At 65.6% G+C, this 16,177-nt stretch carries 12 protein-coding genes; 7 read left to right on the plus strand and 5 right to left on the minus strand.

Annotated elements, in window-relative coordinates:
- Positions 1–89 precede the first annotated feature (89 nt).
- A complete protein-coding gene (locus A7X97_RS12965; protein WP_088497871.1) occupies positions 90–470 on the plus strand; it encodes a VOC family protein in 381 nt (126 codons plus the stop codon).
- Positions 471–655: 185 nt separating this feature from the next.
- The gene (gene betT / locus A7X97_RS12970; RefSeq protein WP_072167517.1) at positions 656–2,635 is read left to right on the plus strand and encodes a choline BCCT transporter BetT; all 1,980 of its coding nucleotides are present in this window, start codon (positions 656–658) and stop codon (positions 2,633–2,635) included.
- A 106-nt stretch (positions 2,636–2,741) separates the two neighbouring features.
- On the opposite strand, the gene A7X97_RS12975 is transcribed toward betT, so the two are convergent.
- Complete coding sequence (locus A7X97_RS12975) at positions 2,742–5,369, minus strand: TonB-dependent receptor (RefSeq protein ID WP_088496852.1); 2,628 nt, start codon at positions 5,367–5,369, stop codon at positions 2,742–2,744.
- Positions 5,370–5,601: 232 nt separating this feature from the next.
- On the minus strand, positions 5,602–6,579 hold the full coding sequence (locus A7X97_RS12980; protein WP_072167519.1) for a zinc-binding dehydrogenase: 978 nt from the start codon (positions 6,577–6,579) through the stop codon (positions 5,602–5,604).
- 431 nt (positions 6,580–7,010) lie between these two features.
- On the opposite strand from A7X97_RS12980, the gene A7X97_RS12985 reads away from it, so the two are divergent.
- The 4 genes from A7X97_RS12985 (at position 7,011) to A7X97_RS13000 (ending at position 11,276) form a co-directional block, all read left to right on the plus strand.
- A complete protein-coding gene (locus A7X97_RS12985; protein ID WP_088496851.1) occupies positions 7,011–9,374 on the plus strand; it encodes a ribonucleoside-diphosphate reductase subunit alpha in 2,364 nt (787 codons plus the stop codon).
- 70 nt (positions 9,375–9,444) lie between these two features.
- A complete protein-coding gene (locus tag A7X97_RS12990; RefSeq protein WP_111008023.1) occupies positions 9,445–10,485 on the plus strand; it encodes a ribonucleotide-diphosphate reductase subunit beta in 1,041 nt (346 codons plus the stop codon).
- A gap of 25 nt (positions 10,486–10,510) precedes the next feature.
- Positions 10,511–10,978: a flavodoxin gene (locus A7X97_RS12995; RefSeq protein WP_088496849.1), complete on the plus strand. Its 468-nt coding sequence runs from the start codon at positions 10,511–10,513 to the stop codon at positions 10,976–10,978.
- Positions 10,950–11,276 carry a thioredoxin family protein gene (locus A7X97_RS13000; protein WP_005409967.1) on the plus strand — a complete coding sequence of 109 codons (327 nt, stop codon included), beginning with the start codon at positions 10,950–10,952 and terminating at the stop codon, positions 11,274–11,276. The genes A7X97_RS12995 and A7X97_RS13000 overlap by 29 nt, the downstream gene beginning before the upstream one ends.
- A gap of 117 nt (positions 11,277–11,393) precedes the next feature.
- Here A7X97_RS13000 and A7X97_RS13005 read toward each other — a convergent pair whose 3' ends face one another.
- Positions 11,394–12,725 carry an Nramp family divalent metal transporter gene (locus A7X97_RS13005; RefSeq protein ID WP_061479854.1) on the minus strand — a complete coding sequence of 444 codons (1,332 nt, stop codon included), beginning with the start codon at positions 12,723–12,725 and terminating at the stop codon, positions 11,394–11,396.
- Between the two features lie 116 nt (positions 12,726–12,841).
- On the opposite strand from A7X97_RS13005, the gene mntR reads away from it, so the two are divergent.
- The gene (gene mntR / locus A7X97_RS13010) at positions 12,842–13,306 is read left to right on the plus strand and encodes a manganese-binding transcriptional regulator MntR (RefSeq protein ID WP_005416934.1); all 465 of its coding nucleotides are present in this window, start codon (positions 12,842–12,844) and stop codon (positions 13,304–13,306) included.
- Between the two features lie 78 nt (positions 13,307–13,384).
- Here the strand turns inward: mntR and A7X97_RS13015 are convergent, their stop codons facing one another.
- Together A7X97_RS13015 and A7X97_RS13020 are read right to left on the minus strand one after the other, a co-directional pair.
- Positions 13,385–13,933, minus strand: coding sequence for a thioredoxin-like domain-containing protein (locus A7X97_RS13015; RefSeq protein WP_111008024.1), 549 nt, complete (start codon positions 13,931–13,933; stop codon positions 13,385–13,387).
- On the minus strand, positions 13,923–16,082 hold the full coding sequence (locus A7X97_RS13020; RefSeq protein ID WP_088496847.1) for a TonB-dependent receptor plug domain-containing protein: 2,160 nt from the start codon (positions 16,080–16,082) through the stop codon (positions 13,923–13,925). Before A7X97_RS13020 ends, A7X97_RS13015 begins: the two co-directional genes overlap by 11 nt.
- Positions 16,083–16,177: the final 95 nt, after the last annotated feature.

A 16,177-nucleotide genomic window follows, 5' to 3' on the forward strand; every position in this document is an offset into this window, starting at 1 on the left:
TCCGGTCGCGAGCGGGGCGGCGATGATGCAGCGATTTGCGAAGTCGCCCATGCTCATCGACACTGCGGTTTTCCACATGGAGTGCCCGCATGTTCAGCCACATCACCGTAGGAACGAACGACATGAATGCCGCACGTCGCTTCTACGACGCCCTGTTCGCCGCGATGGACGCGCGGGCGGGCGTATTCGACGAGAAGGGACGGCTGCTGTACTTCAAGGATGGGCGGATGTTCGGTGTAACCGCGCCGATCGATGGGCAGCCAGCGTGCCATGCCAACGGTGGCACCATCGGTTTCAGTCTGGGCAGTGCAGAGGCCGTGCGTGCCTGGCAGGAGGCTGGAGTGGCTCACGGTGGCACCGCCATCGAAGATCCGCCCGGCGTCCGCAACATGTCCGGTCGCCAGGTGTTCCTGGCCTATCTGCGTGACCCGGATGGCAACAAGCTGTGTGCGGTGCACGTAATGTCGTGATCGGACAGGATGTGCGTGGCCGCGCCGCAGCCCGCGCGGGCAAGGTGGCACTCCGGCGCGCGCGTGATACCACGGAATGAGCGGACGGGCCTGCGACCGCAGGCCGCAACTTCATGCTCTGTCCACTGCGCGGTTCAGCCAGAATCGGTCGGCTAACCCTTTGATCTACCGGAGAACGCCGCCCCATGGAAGTACTGGAGCCGCAACAATCCCCGGTGCGCACCCTTCGGCCTGTGTTCGCCTTCGCGGCGATCATTGTCGTGGCGTTCGCGCTGTTCGTCAGCCTGTTCCCGCTCGGCGCGGGCCGCCTTCTGCTCAAGGCACAGGATTGGGCCGCCCTCAACGTCGGCTGGTACTACCTGCTGGCCATGACCCTGTACCTGGTGTTCGTGGTGGGCGTGGCGCTGTCCAAGTACGGTGGCATCAAGCTGGGTGCCGACCATGACGAGCCGGAGTTCAGTTACCTCTCGTGGGCCGGCATGCTGTTCGCCGCCGGCATCAGCATCACCCTGTTCTTCTTCTGCGTGTCCGAACCGCTGACCCACTACCTGCAGCCGCCGCAGGGCGATCCGGCCGCAGGCGAGGCTGGCGCGCGCCAGGCCATGCAGCTGCTGTTCCTGCACTGGGGCCTGCACGGCTGGGGCGTGTTCGCGCTGGCGGCGATGGCGATGGCCTACTTCGCCTATCGCCACAACCTGCCACTGGCCCTGCGCTCGGCGCTGTACCCGCTGATCGGCAAGCGCATCAACGGCCCGATCGGATACACCGTGGACGCGCTGGGCATCGTCGCCACCGTATTCGGCATCGGTGCCGACATGGGCTTCGGCGTGCTGCACCTCAATGCCGGTCTGTCGCATCTGTTCGACATTCCGCACTCCAACCTGGTGCAGATCATCCTGGTGGTCAGCATGATGGGCGCGGCGGTGGCCGTGGCCGTGTCCGGCGTCGAGAAGGGCGTGCGCTGGATGGCCAACATCAACATGCTGCTGGCGATCGCGCTGGTGCTGTTCATGCTGTTCGCCGGGCCGACGCAGTACCTGTTCAGCACGCTGATGCAGAACCTGGGCGACTACCTGGGCAGCGTGGTCGGCAAGAGTTTCGATGTGTACGCCTATGGCGGCCGACCGGAATGGCTGGGCGGCTGGACGGTGTTCTACTGGGCCTGGTGGATCGGCTGGGCACCGTTCGTCGGCCTGTTCATCGCGCGCATCTCACGCGGCCGCACCATCCGCGAATTCGTATTCGGGGTGCTGCTGATCCCGCTCGGCTTCACCCTGGCCTGGCTGTCGATCTTCGGCAACAGCGCGCTGGACCAGGTGCTCCACCACGGCCAGCAGCAACTGGCGCAGCTGGCGGTGGATGATCCACCGACGGTGCTGTACGCGCTGCTGGACGGCTACCCGTGGAGCCGCACGGTGATCGCGGTGACGGTGCTGGTGAGCTTCATCTTCTTCGTGACCTCCGCTGATTCAGGGGCGGTGGTGTTGTCCACGCTGTCGTCGCATGGTGGATCACCCGAAGACGATGGTCCGCGCTGGCTGCGCGTGTTCTGGGGCACGGTGATCGCGGTGCTGACCGCCGGGTTGTTGCTGGCCGGCAGCATCGATGCATTGAAATCGGCGGTGGTGCTGGCATCGCTGCCGTTCTCGGCGATCCTGTTGCTGATGATGTGGGGCCTGACCCGCGCGTTCAGTGACGAGTCGCACCGCAAGCGCGCGCTGCAATACCGGCCATCGCCCTTGATCGGAGACGATCGCCATCATCAGGGCTGGCGCCAGCGCCTGAGCCAGGCCATGCACTTCCCGGTACGCGACCAGGTCTACCGCTTCATGGATGACACGGTGAAGCCGGCGATGGAGGCGGTGGCCGAGCAGCTGCGCGGGCAGGGTTGGGATGTATCCACCCGCTTCGAGGCCGGCGACATGGAGCTGACGGTGAACCACGGCGAGCAGCAGGACTTCCTGTACCGGGTGATCCTCAGCGGCTACCTGACCCCGTCGTTCGCCGCCCAGCAGCTGCGCAATCAGCGCTACTACCGCGCTGAGGTACATCTGTTCGAAGGCAGCCAGGATTACGATCTGGTGGGCTACAGCCGCAAGCAGATCATCAACGACATCATCAGCCAGTACGAACGGCACCTGCAGTTCCTGCACCTGAGCCGTTGATGCGGTGGGTGCGGACCGCGGGACCGCACCGACCTGTAGAGCCGAGCCATGCTCGGCTGCGTGGTGCCGAAGAGCAGCCGAGCATGGCTCGGCTCTACAGTGGCAATCAGAACCGGTAGCGCGCACCCAGCGAGACGAACTGCCCGCGCAGGTTGTACTGGCTGATGTCGAAACCGTTGGAACCGCCAGCCGGGTCGAACGGCGGGTCCTTGTCGGTCAGGTTCAGCGCCGACAGCGACAGCGTGGTGTTGGGAATCCCTTCGTACGCCACATACAGGTCCAGCTGGTGATAGGGCTTGACGCGGTCACGCAGCCCCGGGTTGCTGGTCGCCGTCGCCACGCGCTGGTCGTAGCCGCTTACGTACTGCAGGCTCAGCGTGCTGCTCCAGTCGCCCACCGCCCAGTTCAATGAGGTGGTGCCGCGGGTGCGAGGCAGCGCGCCGTGGCGGTTGTTGCCGGCGCCGTCATACGGTGCTTGGCCGGCCACCAGCGGTTGCTTGAAGCTGAGCAGGTGGGTCCAGCTGCCGGCCACGGTGAAGGTGCCCCAGCCGTCGGTACGGAAGGTACGGCTGGCGTCCAGGTCCAGCCCCGAGGTGGTCAACTCGCCCTGGTTGGCGTACTGGTTGGTGATGAACTGGATGCGTCCCTGCGCATCACGTTGCACGCGGCCCGGGAACAGGGTCGGGTTGTCGACGATGAACTGCGCGCTGTCCGGCTTGACCAGGTTGTCCTGCTCGATGCGGTACCAGTCCAGGCCGATGCTGGTATCGCCATCCGGCGACCACACCGCACCCAGGTTGAAGTTGCGCGAACGTTCGGCCTTCAGGTCCGGGTTGCCGGTGCGGATGTTGGTGATGCCACGGCTGCCGCCGGGCTGCAGCGGATCCAGCGGATCGATCACCGAACCATAGCTGACGGTCTGGCCGGGTGCGATTTCCGGCAGCGACGGTGCACGGAAGCCGCGGGAGAACGAGCCGCGCAGCAGCAGGCTGTCCAGCGGTTGCCAGCGCAGCGCCACCTTCGGTGAGAACGCCTTGCCGAAGTCGTCGTAGTGGTCGCCGCGGCCCGCAACCTGCAGTTCCAGCGTGCGATGCAGCGGCACGCTCAGTTCGGCGTAGGCGGCGCTGACCTGGCGCTCGCCGTTCACCACGTTGATGGCCGGGCGCAGTTCGGTGCCCGACAGCACCTGTGCACTGGTGCGCGCGTCCAGTGATTCCTTGCGGAACTCTGCACCCCAGGCGAAGCTGATCGCACCGGCCGGCAGCTCCCACAGCGAGGTCGAGGCCTTCAGGTTCAACGAATGCAGCTTGTACCAGCCCGGACGCTTGGTCTGCAGGCGCAGTGCATCCAGTGCCCCCGGCGTGCTGGACGGGTTGAGGAAGTTGTAGCTGCCATCGCGCAGGATCTGTTCGAACGCGTAGCGGTTGACGAAATTGTCGACGTACTCGCGCTGCGCACTCTGCGAGGTCAGCGCCGAGACTTCCCAGTCCCAGCGTTCACCGCTGCCGCGCACGCCGGCCAGTGCACGGTAGAACACCTGGGTGTTGTCCTTCAGGCGCGGGCCGAGGTCGAAGAAGGTGTACTCGAACGGCAGCGGCGTGCTGCCCGGATTGTTCGGGTGGCCGACCGGCAGCACCGCCGGCACGTCGATCAGCGTGCCGGTGGCCGGGTTGTACGCGCGCAGGCCGGGGCCAACGGTCAGCGGCGCGCTGAAGATCTGGTCGGCCTTGTTGTGGCTGTACAGCACATCGGCGAAGGCCTCGACGCTGTCATTGAAGCGGTAAGTCGCGCTCAGCGAGGCCTGCAGGCGCTCGGCGCCGGGCTGCAGGGTCTTGAACGGCTGCGCATTGAAGGCGCAGGCCTGGCCGGGCAGGGTACTGCCGAAGTCGCTGTACGGGCGCAGCTGGCTGCCGTCGGGGCAGTTGGCGAACGGCTGAGGTGCGCGTGGGTTGCTCAGCCAGTTGCCACCGGCGGTGGGCCAGCCGGCCAGGCGTCCGCCGGGCTTGTCGCGGAAATCGCCGCTGCGGGTATAGGCGCGCTGGTCGGCGTCGAGGCGATCACGCTTGAGCAGGTCCAAGCCGAACAGCACGTTCCAGCCCTGCTGCTCCAGGTCGCCGAAGCCGGCCAACAGGTTGGCCTTGCGTTCGTTCAGGCCACCCTCGGTGGCGGCACCGAAGCCGCCACCCACTTCCACGCCCTGGAAGTTCTTGCGCAGGATGATGTTGATGACGCCGGCGATGGCATCGGAACCGTACACCGCCGAGGCGCCGTCCTTGAGCACTTCGATGCGCTCGACGGCGCTGATCGGCAACGCGTTGAGGTCGACGAACGTGTCCTGGGTATTGAGTGCGAAGCCGAAGTTGGACACGCGGTAGCCGTTGACCAGCACCAGCGTGTTCTTCGGTGACAGGCCACGCAGGCCGATCGAGGCAGAGCCGGCGGCGAAGCTGCCGGTGTACTGCTCATCGAAACTGTTGCCGGCATTGGCCGACAGGTTGCGCAGCACGTCGGTAAGGGTGGAGCGGCCGGTCTGCTCGATCTGTTCGCGGCTGACGATCTGCACCGGGTTCGGCCCGGCGGTATCACTGCGCTTGATGTTGGAGCCGGTCACCAGCACGGTGCCGAGAGTGGTGCTGTCCTTGCCGGTATCGGCCGATTCAGCGGCGCCGGCAGCGCCGGCGGTGAGGCTCAGCGCAATGGCGCCGGCTAGCAGGTTCAGGGTGGTGCGGTACATGGAAGCGACAACGCCAAACGGGGAGGAGCCGTCAGTACCGCACGCAGGTACATGCGCCTTCCAATGACGAAAGCGCATTCAGTTATACAGCACAGGTTCTTAATGAACGGAGCGAGGAGTGCGGAGCATTTGGTCCGCACGCTCCTGTAGAGCCGAGCCTACGTTCGGCTGCGCACACTGACCGGAAAGCAGCCGAGCATGGCTCGGCTCTACAGAAGGCAATGCCAGCCCATCACGGCCGCAGCAGCACCTTGCCGTTGCGGCCCGAGCCTCCTGCGACCTTCGCTGCCTGGGCGATGTCGTCCAGCGCGAAGATCTGCTCCACCGGCAGCGTCAGCTCGCCGCCAGCAGCACGCTTCAGCAGCTCGCCCACCAGCCGGCGCTTGTCCTCCACCGCCATCGCCTGGCTGACCTTGCTGCCCCAGAAGCCCTTCACCGTGGCTTCCTTGTAGATCAGGCCGCCGGCCGGGACGCGCATCGGTTCGCCGCTCATCACCCCGAACGACACCAGCGTGCCGTTGTGGCCGAGCAGGTCGACCAGGTCACCGCTGGCGTCGCCGCCGATGGAATCCACGGCGGCCGCCGCCTGTGCTTCGCCGGTCGCTTCACGAACGCGATCCTTCCACCCGTCCAACGAGGTGTCGAACACATGATCGATGCCCAGCGCCTGCAACTGCGCCACGGCAGCGGCGTTGCGCACCAGGTTGGCCACATGCACGCCACGCGCCTTTGCCAGCATCGCCAGCGACTTGCCGACCGCGCCGTTGGCGGTGTTCTGCACGATCCACTGGCCTGCTTCGACGTGCAGGAACTCCAGCAGCATCAGAGCGCTCAGCGGCATGGCGATCAGCTGTGCGGCCATCTCGTCCGGGATCGCCTCCGGCATCGGAATCACCATGCGTGCCGGTGCAATGAACGCTTCGGCCCAGGTACCGTGCACCGAGGCGGCGGCAACCCGCTGACCGATCTGCAGGCCGTCCACGCCATCGCCGAGTGCATCGACCACGCCCAGTGCTTCACTGCCACCGATCGCAGGCAGTGTCGGCTTGTACCCGTAGAGGCCACGCACGGTCAGCAGGTCGTGGTTGTGGATCGAGGCCAGCACGGTGCGGATGCGCACCTCGCCGGGACCGGGCTCGGGCAGGGCGGCATCGGCAATGGCGAGGACGTCGGCCGGGTTGCCGAAGGAGGAGTACTGGGCAGCGCGCATGGACGGTGTTCCGGGGAAAGTGGATGTTGTACCGAACTGGGGACGCAGGGCATGTCGACAAGGCGTCGCTGCTGCAACACGGCATCCTGCGACTGATCGTCGCGGCATGTCGTGATTACCGCATCTTGTGTTGACGGTTCAAGTCATCCCCACTATGTTGTGGCCGTCACTCCCGGTCAGCCGCCGCCGCCGGACATGCAGCAAACGTCCCACGGCCCGCCCCTGAAGGCTTGCCGTGTCGACGCGGCCGCCACCGTGCGGACGCAGGTCGCCCCCACGGCCCGGATACCGGCCGCAGGCGCAGGCAGATGCCGACGACCTCCGTTCCCGCACCCTGGCAATCCACCCGTTTGCCCCGTGCGCCGGTATCGCGTCCAGGGCCGCCATGGCATCGACCGCCAAAGCGCGTGCGAGCCTGGAGTTTCACCACCATGACCGACAGTACCTTCCGCGCGGCCGATCTGGCCGGCGCCGCCGACGCTTTGCGCGCTGGTGGCGAGCGCGTGCCGACCTGGATCACCAAGGAGGCCGGCAACCGCCGCCTGCCGTTCGACGCTGAGCGGCTGCAGCGCAGCATCGATGCCGTGCATGCCGAGTTCCCGCAGCTGGATGTGAGCGACTACCGCCGCGTGGTGCAGGCAATGGTCGAGCGCAAGCCCAGCATCAGCGCCGATGACCTGGTCGATCTGCTGATCCGCGAGGCGGAATCGCGGGTGGACCTGGTCGCGCCCGAGTGGGAACAGTTCGCCGCGCGCATCTACCTGCGTCGCCTGTACAAGCGTGCCAGCCGCAACCGCTTCTACGATGTCAGCCTGAAGTACGGCTCCTACGTGGGCCTGCAGGAAAGCCTCGCCGATCGTGGCATCTACAGCAACGACATCCTGCGCTGCTATTCTAAGGAAGAGCTGCAGCAGGCCGGTGAGATGATCGATCCGGAACGCGACCGCCTGTTCGCCTACAACGGCCTGTACCTGCTGGCCACGCGCTATCTGGCCAGCGACCGCAGCCGCGAGGTCTATGAGCTGCCGCAGGAGCGCTGGCTGACCATTGCGCTGTACCTGATGCAGGAGGAAAAGCCGCGCGAACGCCGCATGCAGCTGGTCGGCGAGGCGTACTGGGCGCTGTCCAACCTGTACATGACGGTGGCTACGCCGACCCTGGCCAACGCCGGCAAGGTGGGCGGCCAGCTGTCCAGCTGCTTCATCGACACGGTGGACGACAGCCTGCAGGGCATCTATGACTCCAACACCGATATCGCGCGCGTGTCCAAGCACGGCGGCGGTGTTGGCGCCTACCTGGGCTACGTGCGCAGCAGCGGCGCGCCGATCCGCGGCGTGGCCAATTCCTCCGGCGGCGTGGTGCCGTGGATCAAGCAGCTCAACAACACGGCGGTGTCGGTTGATCAGCTTGGCCAGCGCAAGGGCGCGGTGGCGGTGTACCTGGACATCTGGCACCGCGACATCGAAGCCTTCATGGACCTGCGCCTCAACAACGGTGACCAGCGCCTGCGCGCGCACGATGTGTTCACCTCGGTGTGCGTGCCCGACCTGTTCATGGAAGCGGTCGAACGCCGCGCCGACTGGTACCTGTTCGACCCGCACGAGGTGAAGCAGGCCAAGGGCTGGTACCTGCAGGACTTCTACGATGAGAAGCGCGGTTCGGGCAGCTTCCGCGACCGCTATGCCGAGCTGGTGGCCGATGAGCGCATCAGCCGCCGCACGGTGAAGGCCATCGATCTGTTCAAGCGGATCATGCTCAGCCAGCTGGAAACCGGCAACCCGTTCCTGTTCTACCGCGACGAGGTCAATCGCAGGAACCCGAACAAGCACGCGGGCATGATCTATTCCAGCAACCTGTGCACCGAGATCCTGCAGAACATGAGCCCGACGCGGATGATCCAGGAGATCGTCAGCGGCGACCAGATCGTCACCACGCGCCGTGCCGGTGACTTCGTGGTCTGCAACCTGTCCTCGATCAACCTCGGCCGGGCGATCAGTGCACCTGATGACCTGCTGGCCACCGATGTGCTGGAGCGCCTGATCCCGATCCAGGTGCGCATGCTCGACAACGTGATCGACCTCAACGCGTTGCCGGTGCCGCAGGCCACGATCACCAACCACAAGTACCGTGCCATCGGCCTGGGCACGTTCGGTTGGCACCACCTGCTGGCGCAGCAGGCGATCCAGTGGGAATCTCCGGATGCCGAAGCATTGGCCGACCGTCTCTACGAACGCATCAACTTCCTGACCATCCAGGCCAGCGCGCAACTGGCGCGGGAGAAGGGCAGCTACCCCATGTTCGCCGGCAGCGATTGGCACAACGGACGCTACTTCCGTGACCGCGGCTACAGCGGCGCGGCCTGGGACAGCCTGGCCCGCGAAGTCGCCAGACATGGCCTGCGCAACGGTTGGCTGCTTGCAGTTGCGCCGAACATGAGCACCGCGCAGATTGCAGGCTCCACGGCCTCCATCGACCCGATCTACAGCGCGTTCTACTACGAGGAAAAGAAGGACTTCCGGCGGCCGGTGGCGGCGCCGGGTCTGTCGCTGGAGACCTGGCCGTACTACGAGAAGGGTGCCTACAAGGTCGACCAGTTCGCCAGCGTGCGCCAGAACGCGCGCCGCCAGCGCCATGTCGACCAGTCGATCAGCTTCAACCTGTACGTGCCCAGCACCATCCGCGCCAGCACGCTGCTGGAGTTGCACCTGAGCGCCTGGCGCGAAGGCCTGAAGACCACCTACTACGTGCGCTCCAACGACATCGACATCAGCGAATGCGAGTGGTGTTCAAGCTGACCACCGGCGGCCCACGGTAGTGCCGGCCGCTGGCCGGCAACACGAAGGAAAGAGAACGAAGGCATAAACCATGGCAACCCCCCTCGATCGCATCAAGATACTCGAACCACGCCATCCCAACCGCAGCACCGGCATCATCAACGGCCAGACCAGCGGCATCCTCAACTGGAACGATATCCCGTACCCGTCGTTCTATCGGGCCTACAAGGAGCTGTCGACCAACTTCTGGATTCCCGACGAAGTGGACATGAAGATGGATGCGCGCCAGTACGGCGAGCTGTCAGGGCGCGAAAAGAACGCCTACGACTCGATCATCGGCCTGCTGGCCACGCTCGATTCGCCGCAGACGCGCTTCATCTACAACGTGGCCGAGTACATCACCGATCCGGCCGCGCACGCCAACGCGGCGATCATCGGCCAGCAGGAAGTGATCCACAACGAGAGCTACAGCTACGTGCTGGCCTCGATCACCGACCTGCCGAACCAGAACCGGATCTTCGAGATCGCCCGCACCCACCCGACCATCATCAAGCGCAATGCCCCGATCATGGGCGCGTATGACGATTTCATGCGCGAGAAGACCGCCGAGACCCTGCTCAAGTCGTTGATCCAGTCCTCGATCCTGGAGGGCATCAACTTCTATTCCGGTTTCGCCTACTTCTACAACATGGTGCGGCAGAACCGCATGAACGGCACCGGCAAGATCATCAGCTTCATCAATCGCGACGAGCTGGCCCATACCAAGTTCATCAGCGAGCTGATCCGCGCCATCATCGGTGAAAACCACGAGCTGCAGACCAATGAGTTGACCGCCTATGTGCACCAGTCATTCGAACATGCCATCGAGCTTGAGACGCAGTGGTCGTCGGAGGTGCTGGATGGCATCGATGGCATCGACGTGGACGAGATGGTGCGCTACGTGAAGTACCGCGCCAACAAGATGGCCGGCATGCTCGGGATCGAGCGCCTGTACAGCGACACCACCGACAACGTGATGCCGTGGATCAAGGCCTACGCCGACAACTTCACCGAGACCAAGACCGACTTCTTCGAGATGCGCAATGCAAGTTACAAGAAGACCAACGTCGACAACGGCTTCGACGATCTCTGAGCCCGGCGCCGCGCTGAGCATCCTGATGGTGGTCGCCTCCTTGAGCGGCAACACCCGCGAACTCGGCCGGCAGATTGCCGAGCGCTGCCGCGTTGCCGGTCATGCGGTGCACTGGCAGGAGGCCGACGACCTGCGCCAGGCACCGCCGCTGGCGGCCGATGAGGCCGACCTGGTGCTGCTGGGCTGCTGGACCGATAACGCCGGGCGCACGCCAGCGGAGATGAAGGCGTGGGTGGCCGGCATTGCCGAGCGCGGTCAGCAGCCACGCCAGCTGGCGGTGTTCGGTACCGGCGAAACGCAGTGGGGGCAGGCGTACTACTGCGGCGCCGTGCACCGGCTGATCCGCTATTTCCGCAGCGACTATCCGCCGCTCGAGATCGAGCAGATGCCGCATGGCGAGCGTCACGCCGCAGCCATCGACGCCTGGACCGATGCGATCCTGGCCCACTACTGGAGCAACCACGATGCAGATCATCGACGCCACCACGCCTGAGCAGTTCCAGCAGCTGCTGGCCGAGCACCCGCGGGTGCTGGTGGATTTCCACAAGGACCAATGCCCGGGATGCCGGATGCTGGAGATGTCGCTGCACCGGGTGGCCAACAGCGTCGCGGGGCAGGGCACCACGTTGCTGCGCGTGCAGCTGGAGGTGCTGGGTGAGGCGTTCTTCAGGGAGCTGGGGCTGCGGCAGACGCCGACGCTGTCCCTGTTCCGTGACGGCGACGAACGCACGCGCCTGGCCGGGTTCCAGTCGCCGCAGCAGATCGAAGCCGCGATCGCGTTGCATTTGTAGAGCCGAGCCCATGCTCGGCTGCCGTTCGCGCGGTGAGCGATGAGTCGAGCATGGCTCGACTCTACAAGGTATCCACGCATGGCGTGGATCTACCGGGGCAGGGTCCGTGGTTTGGCGTCAGGCTCCGCTGAAGGTATCCACCAGCAGCTTCACATTCAGCACCACAATCACCAGCGCGATCACCCAGGCGATCGCGCCCAGCCAGCGCGGGGCCACCAGCGCGCCCATCGTCACCTTGTCGGTCACGATCCGTACCAGCGGGATGATCGCGAATGGCAGCTGCATCGACAGCACCACCTGGCTCAGCACCAGCAGCTTCACCGCGCCCTGGTCGCCGAACAGCAGGATCACCACCACCACCGGAATGATCGCCAGCGCACGTGTGATCAGCCGTCGCAGCCATGGCGGCATTCGCAGGTGCAGGAAGCCTTCCATCACGATCTGGCCGGCCAGCGTCGCGGTGACTGTCGAATTCAGGCCTGACGCCAGCAGCGCCACCGCGAACAAGGTCGCCGCCGCACCCACGCCCAGCATCGGCGCCAGCAGCTGGTGGGCCTGCTCGATGTCTTCCACGTCGAATCGGCCATTGGCATGGAACACCGCCGCCGCCAGGATCAGGATGCTGGCGTTGATGAACAATGCGAGTGTCAACGCGAGGGTGCTGTCGGTGACCGCCCAGCGCAGCGCGCTGCGGCGGCCTTCATCCGTGCGCGGGTAGGCGCGGGTCTGCACGATGGACGAATGCAGGTACAGGTTATGCGGCATCACCGTGGCACCGATGATGCCGATCGCAATGTACAGCGCGTTCGGATCGGTCACCACCTGTGCGCGCGGAATGAATCCGCCCAGCACCGCCATCACTGGCGGGGCAGCCATCGCGATCTGCACCACGAAGCAGGCGAAGATCACCATCAGCAGCGCGATCACGAAGGCTTCGAGCGCACGGAAGCCGCGGTTCATCAGCAGCAGAACCAGCAGCGTATCCAGCGCAGTGATCACCGCACCCCAGAGCAGTGGCAGGTCGAACAGCAGTTTCAGTGCGATCGCGGTGCCGATCACCTCGGCCAGGTCGCAGGCGATGATCGCCGCCTCGCACAGCGCCCAAAGTGCCAGGTTCACCGGCTTCGGGTAGCGGGCGCGGCAGGCCTGCGCGAGGTCCATGCCGGTGGCGATGCCGAGCCGTGCCGACAGCGCCTGCAGGATCACCGCCATCAGGTTGGAAATGAGGATGACCGACAGCAGCAGGTAGCCGAAGCGCGAACCACCGGCCAGGTCGGTGGCCCAGTTGCCCGGGTCCATGTAGCCAACCGAGATCATGTAGCCCGGGCCGAGGAAGGCCAGCAGGCGGAACCACCAGTGACCCTTGTCGGGTACCGCCACCGAGGCGTTGAGCGCGCCCAGGCTGGCCGGAGTGGAGGCCGAAGGGTCGCGGGGCGCCAGGGTGTTCATGGCCCGAATATAGCTCCTGCTATAGTCATTAGCAATGTGAAACAATCGTCTTTATCGCTTTACTGGTCCAGAATTCAGGTTCAACACCGGATCACCCCGGAAGGACAGGCGCAGGCGTGGGCAAGACCGACGATTCGACATCGCTGAAGAGCACCCCCTTGATCGAGGCCGAGCGCCAGGTCGAGAGCTTCCGGCAAGTGCGCGAGGCGCACCGGATGGAGCTGGTGGAGGACTATGTCGAGCTGATCTCGGACCTGCTGGCCGACGGCGGCGAGGCCCGCCAGGTCGACATCGCGACGCGTCTGGGCGTGGCCCAGCCTACGGTGGCGAAGATGCTGCGGCGCCTGGCCCGTGATGGTTGGGTGGTGCAGCGGCCGTACCGTGGCGTGTTCCTGACCCCGGAAGGTGAGGCGCTGGCCCATGCCAGCCGCCAACGCCACCAGACCGTGGAGCGTTTCCTGCTGGCGCTGGGGGTGGACGCAGATACCGCGCGGCGCGATGCGGAGGGCATCGAGCACCATGTCAGCGAACAGACACTGGCTCTGTTCGAGGCATTCGTGCGCAGGGCCGAGGGCGGCTGAGCCACGTTTCCTGTAGAGCCGAGCCATGCTCGGCTGCTGTTCGCGCGATGACAGGGAGCATCCACGCATGGCGTGGATCTACAATCCAGGCGGGCAGCGCGCCTGCTGCTGCGCGCACGCGCGTCTCGTCCATTCCTTCAACACCGGCTGCAGGCCTTCATAGCGCCGGCCCTGCCATCCGTTGGCCAGCACCTTCCCATCCGCATCGATCAGCACCAGGTTCGGTGGTGCCAATCCGGCCAATGCCTGCAGTGCCGGCATGCGCGCGGCGCGGCGCGGGTCCAGCACCGGCCACGGCATGTCCTGCGCGTGCATGTAGCGGCGAAGCGCGCTCTCGCTCTCATCCTGGCTGACGTACACCACTTCGGTATCGGCGCCGGCTTGGCGCAGGGCATCACGCACGCTGCGCAGCGTGGGTACGAAGGCATGGCACGGTGCACACCAGTCGGCGCCGAAGTACAGCGCCACCAGTTTCGGCGGCGACGACCACTGCATCGGCCGTAGCGATCGCTGCTCCGGCCGCATCAGCGAGGCCGAAACCTGCGCGTGCAGGTCCGCAGCCATCGCCGGTGCGGCCAGCAGCACGGCACAGGCCAGCAACAACGCTCGCAGAGCTTCAGAACGCATAGCGCAGGTTGACGTACCACGAACGTGCAAAGCGCGGCCCGTAGACATAGTCGCTGTCACGCAGCGCGCCCACTTCCAGATCTTTCTGGCGCTGATCGAACACGTTCTTGACGCCCGCGGCCACCGACACTTCCTGCTGCGCCTGCGTGCCCAGATGGCGGTGCCAGCGCGCTCCGAGGTCGGTGACCAGGAATGACCGCGTGCGGTGCAGCTCGCCCAGCCGGTTGTTCAGCACCGACATCGGCCCGGTATGGCGCAGCGCGACGAAGGTTTCCCACGGTTCGGCAGGCATCCAGCTGAGCTGCGCCAGGCCGGTCCAGCGTGGTGTCTTCAGGTAGTCGCGGCTTTCGATGATGGTATCGCCACCGTCGCCAGTGTCGTCGAAGATGCGCTGCGGTTCGCGGAAGCGCGAGCGGTACCACGAGGCACCGGCGGTCAGGCGCCATTGCGGCGACGGCTGCCAGCCGAGGTTGGTTTCCGCACCCAGCACGTTCGAGCCGGAGGCGTTGTAGCGCAGCTGGCTCAGCTGGCCGTCATCGCCGCGCTGGATCTCGCCCAGCGCGAAGGTGTCGCGGATGCGTGCATGGGAGGCGGTGGCATCCCAGCTCCACACCGGATTGGCCGGGTCCGAACGCCAGTCGAAGCCGAACAGGGTGGTCAACGCGCGTTCCTCTTTCAGGCCATCGGTGTTGCGCACGCGCACCTGCTCGCCACCGAGGGTATCGACATGTACGTCCTCGACGAAAATCTCCGGTGCACGGAAACCGGTGGCGACGCCCGCCCGCCATTTCAGGTTCGGAGTGGCCTGCCAGGCCAGCGCGATGCGCGGCGAGAACACCGCGCTGTCCAGCTCCGAGCTCTTGTCCACGCGTGCGCCCAGTACCAGGTCGACGTTGTCGCGCAGGCTCCACTCGTCCTGGATGAAGGCGCCCAGGTTGTGGAAGGTCGCATCCTCCAGCACCGCGAGACGCTGCCCGTCACCGGTGCGGTTGTCGTCGCGCAGCGCCTCGTGCTTGTACTGCACACCGAAGGCCAGCGCATGCGCGCCGCGGCGCCAGTTCAACTGGCTGTCGATGTAGTGCAGCGGGTTGTGGGTGCGGCCGTACTGGCGCCACGAACGCGAGGCCGCGCTGCCGGCCACGTTGCGGTCCAGCTGCAACGGGTCATAGCCGGGCGCCGAGGGATCGGTGACCACGTCGCCCAGGCCACCATAGAAGCTGTCGCGGTCGATGTCGGCGAAGGCATAGGCCAGGCGGAAATCGACGTCGGCAGTGATCTCCTGGTCCCACGACACGCTGCCGCGGCGGTATTTCGTATCCAGCGATTCGGCGATGTTGGCCAGGTACTCTGGCTGGTCCAGGCGGTTGCCGCCGCGGCGGGTTTCATCGGTCACCTGCAGGTCCAGGCGCAGCCGCGTGCCCGGCGTGGGCGCGTACCAGGCCTGCAGCCCGCCGACCTTGAGGTTCTTGCGGGTGATCTCGGTGTAGCCGTCACCGTTGTAGTCGATGCCGCTGTTCCAGTTGCGCTGGGCAATCACCGACAGGCCGGCGTCTGCGTTCTTGGCGACCAGGTCCAGTCGAACGTCGGCGTTCTTCTGCGGCGTACCCTTCAGCACATCCACGCCGGCCTGCACGTGGCCACCGCTGCGCGCCGGCAGCGGCGGAATCAGGTTGATCACACCGGCAACCGCGCCCGGTCCGTAAAGCGCCGAGCCGCCGCCCTTGACCACTTCGATGCGGTCGACGAACCCGGCCGGGATCTGCTCCAGACCGTACACGCTGCCCAGCGTGGACAGCAGCGGAATGCCATCGAACAGGAGCTGGTTGTAGGCGCCGGGCAGGCCCAGCAGCTGTACTTCGCTGGTGTTGCAGTTCTGGCAGTTGCTCTCCACGCGCAGGCCGTTGATCAACTCGGCGGCGCGCGAGAAGTCGGCGGCCGCGCGCAGCGCAATGTCTTCCTTGCGCAGCACTTCGGTGCGGATCGGCACGTCCGACAGCAGGCGTTCGCTGCGTGTGGCGGTGCTGACCTTGACCTGCACACGGTCCAGTTCGGTCGGTTTCGGAGTGTCGGCCAGTGCAGGCAGCGGCAGGGTCAGTGCAATGGCGGCGGCCAGCGGCAACCGTCGGAAGCGGTGGGGGATAGAGCGCATGAGGGCGTCGTCCTTGTGGGAAGAAAGGCGGCGAGGGCGACCTGGCTGACGCATATGAAAGCAATGACTTATGAATATAGCAAGTGCTATATAAC

It is taken from the genome of Stenotrophomonas sepilia (assembly GCF_003244875.1).
In the GTDB taxonomy this organism is placed as follows: domain Bacteria; phylum Pseudomonadota; class Gammaproteobacteria; order Xanthomonadales; family Xanthomonadaceae; genus Stenotrophomonas; species Stenotrophomonas sepilia.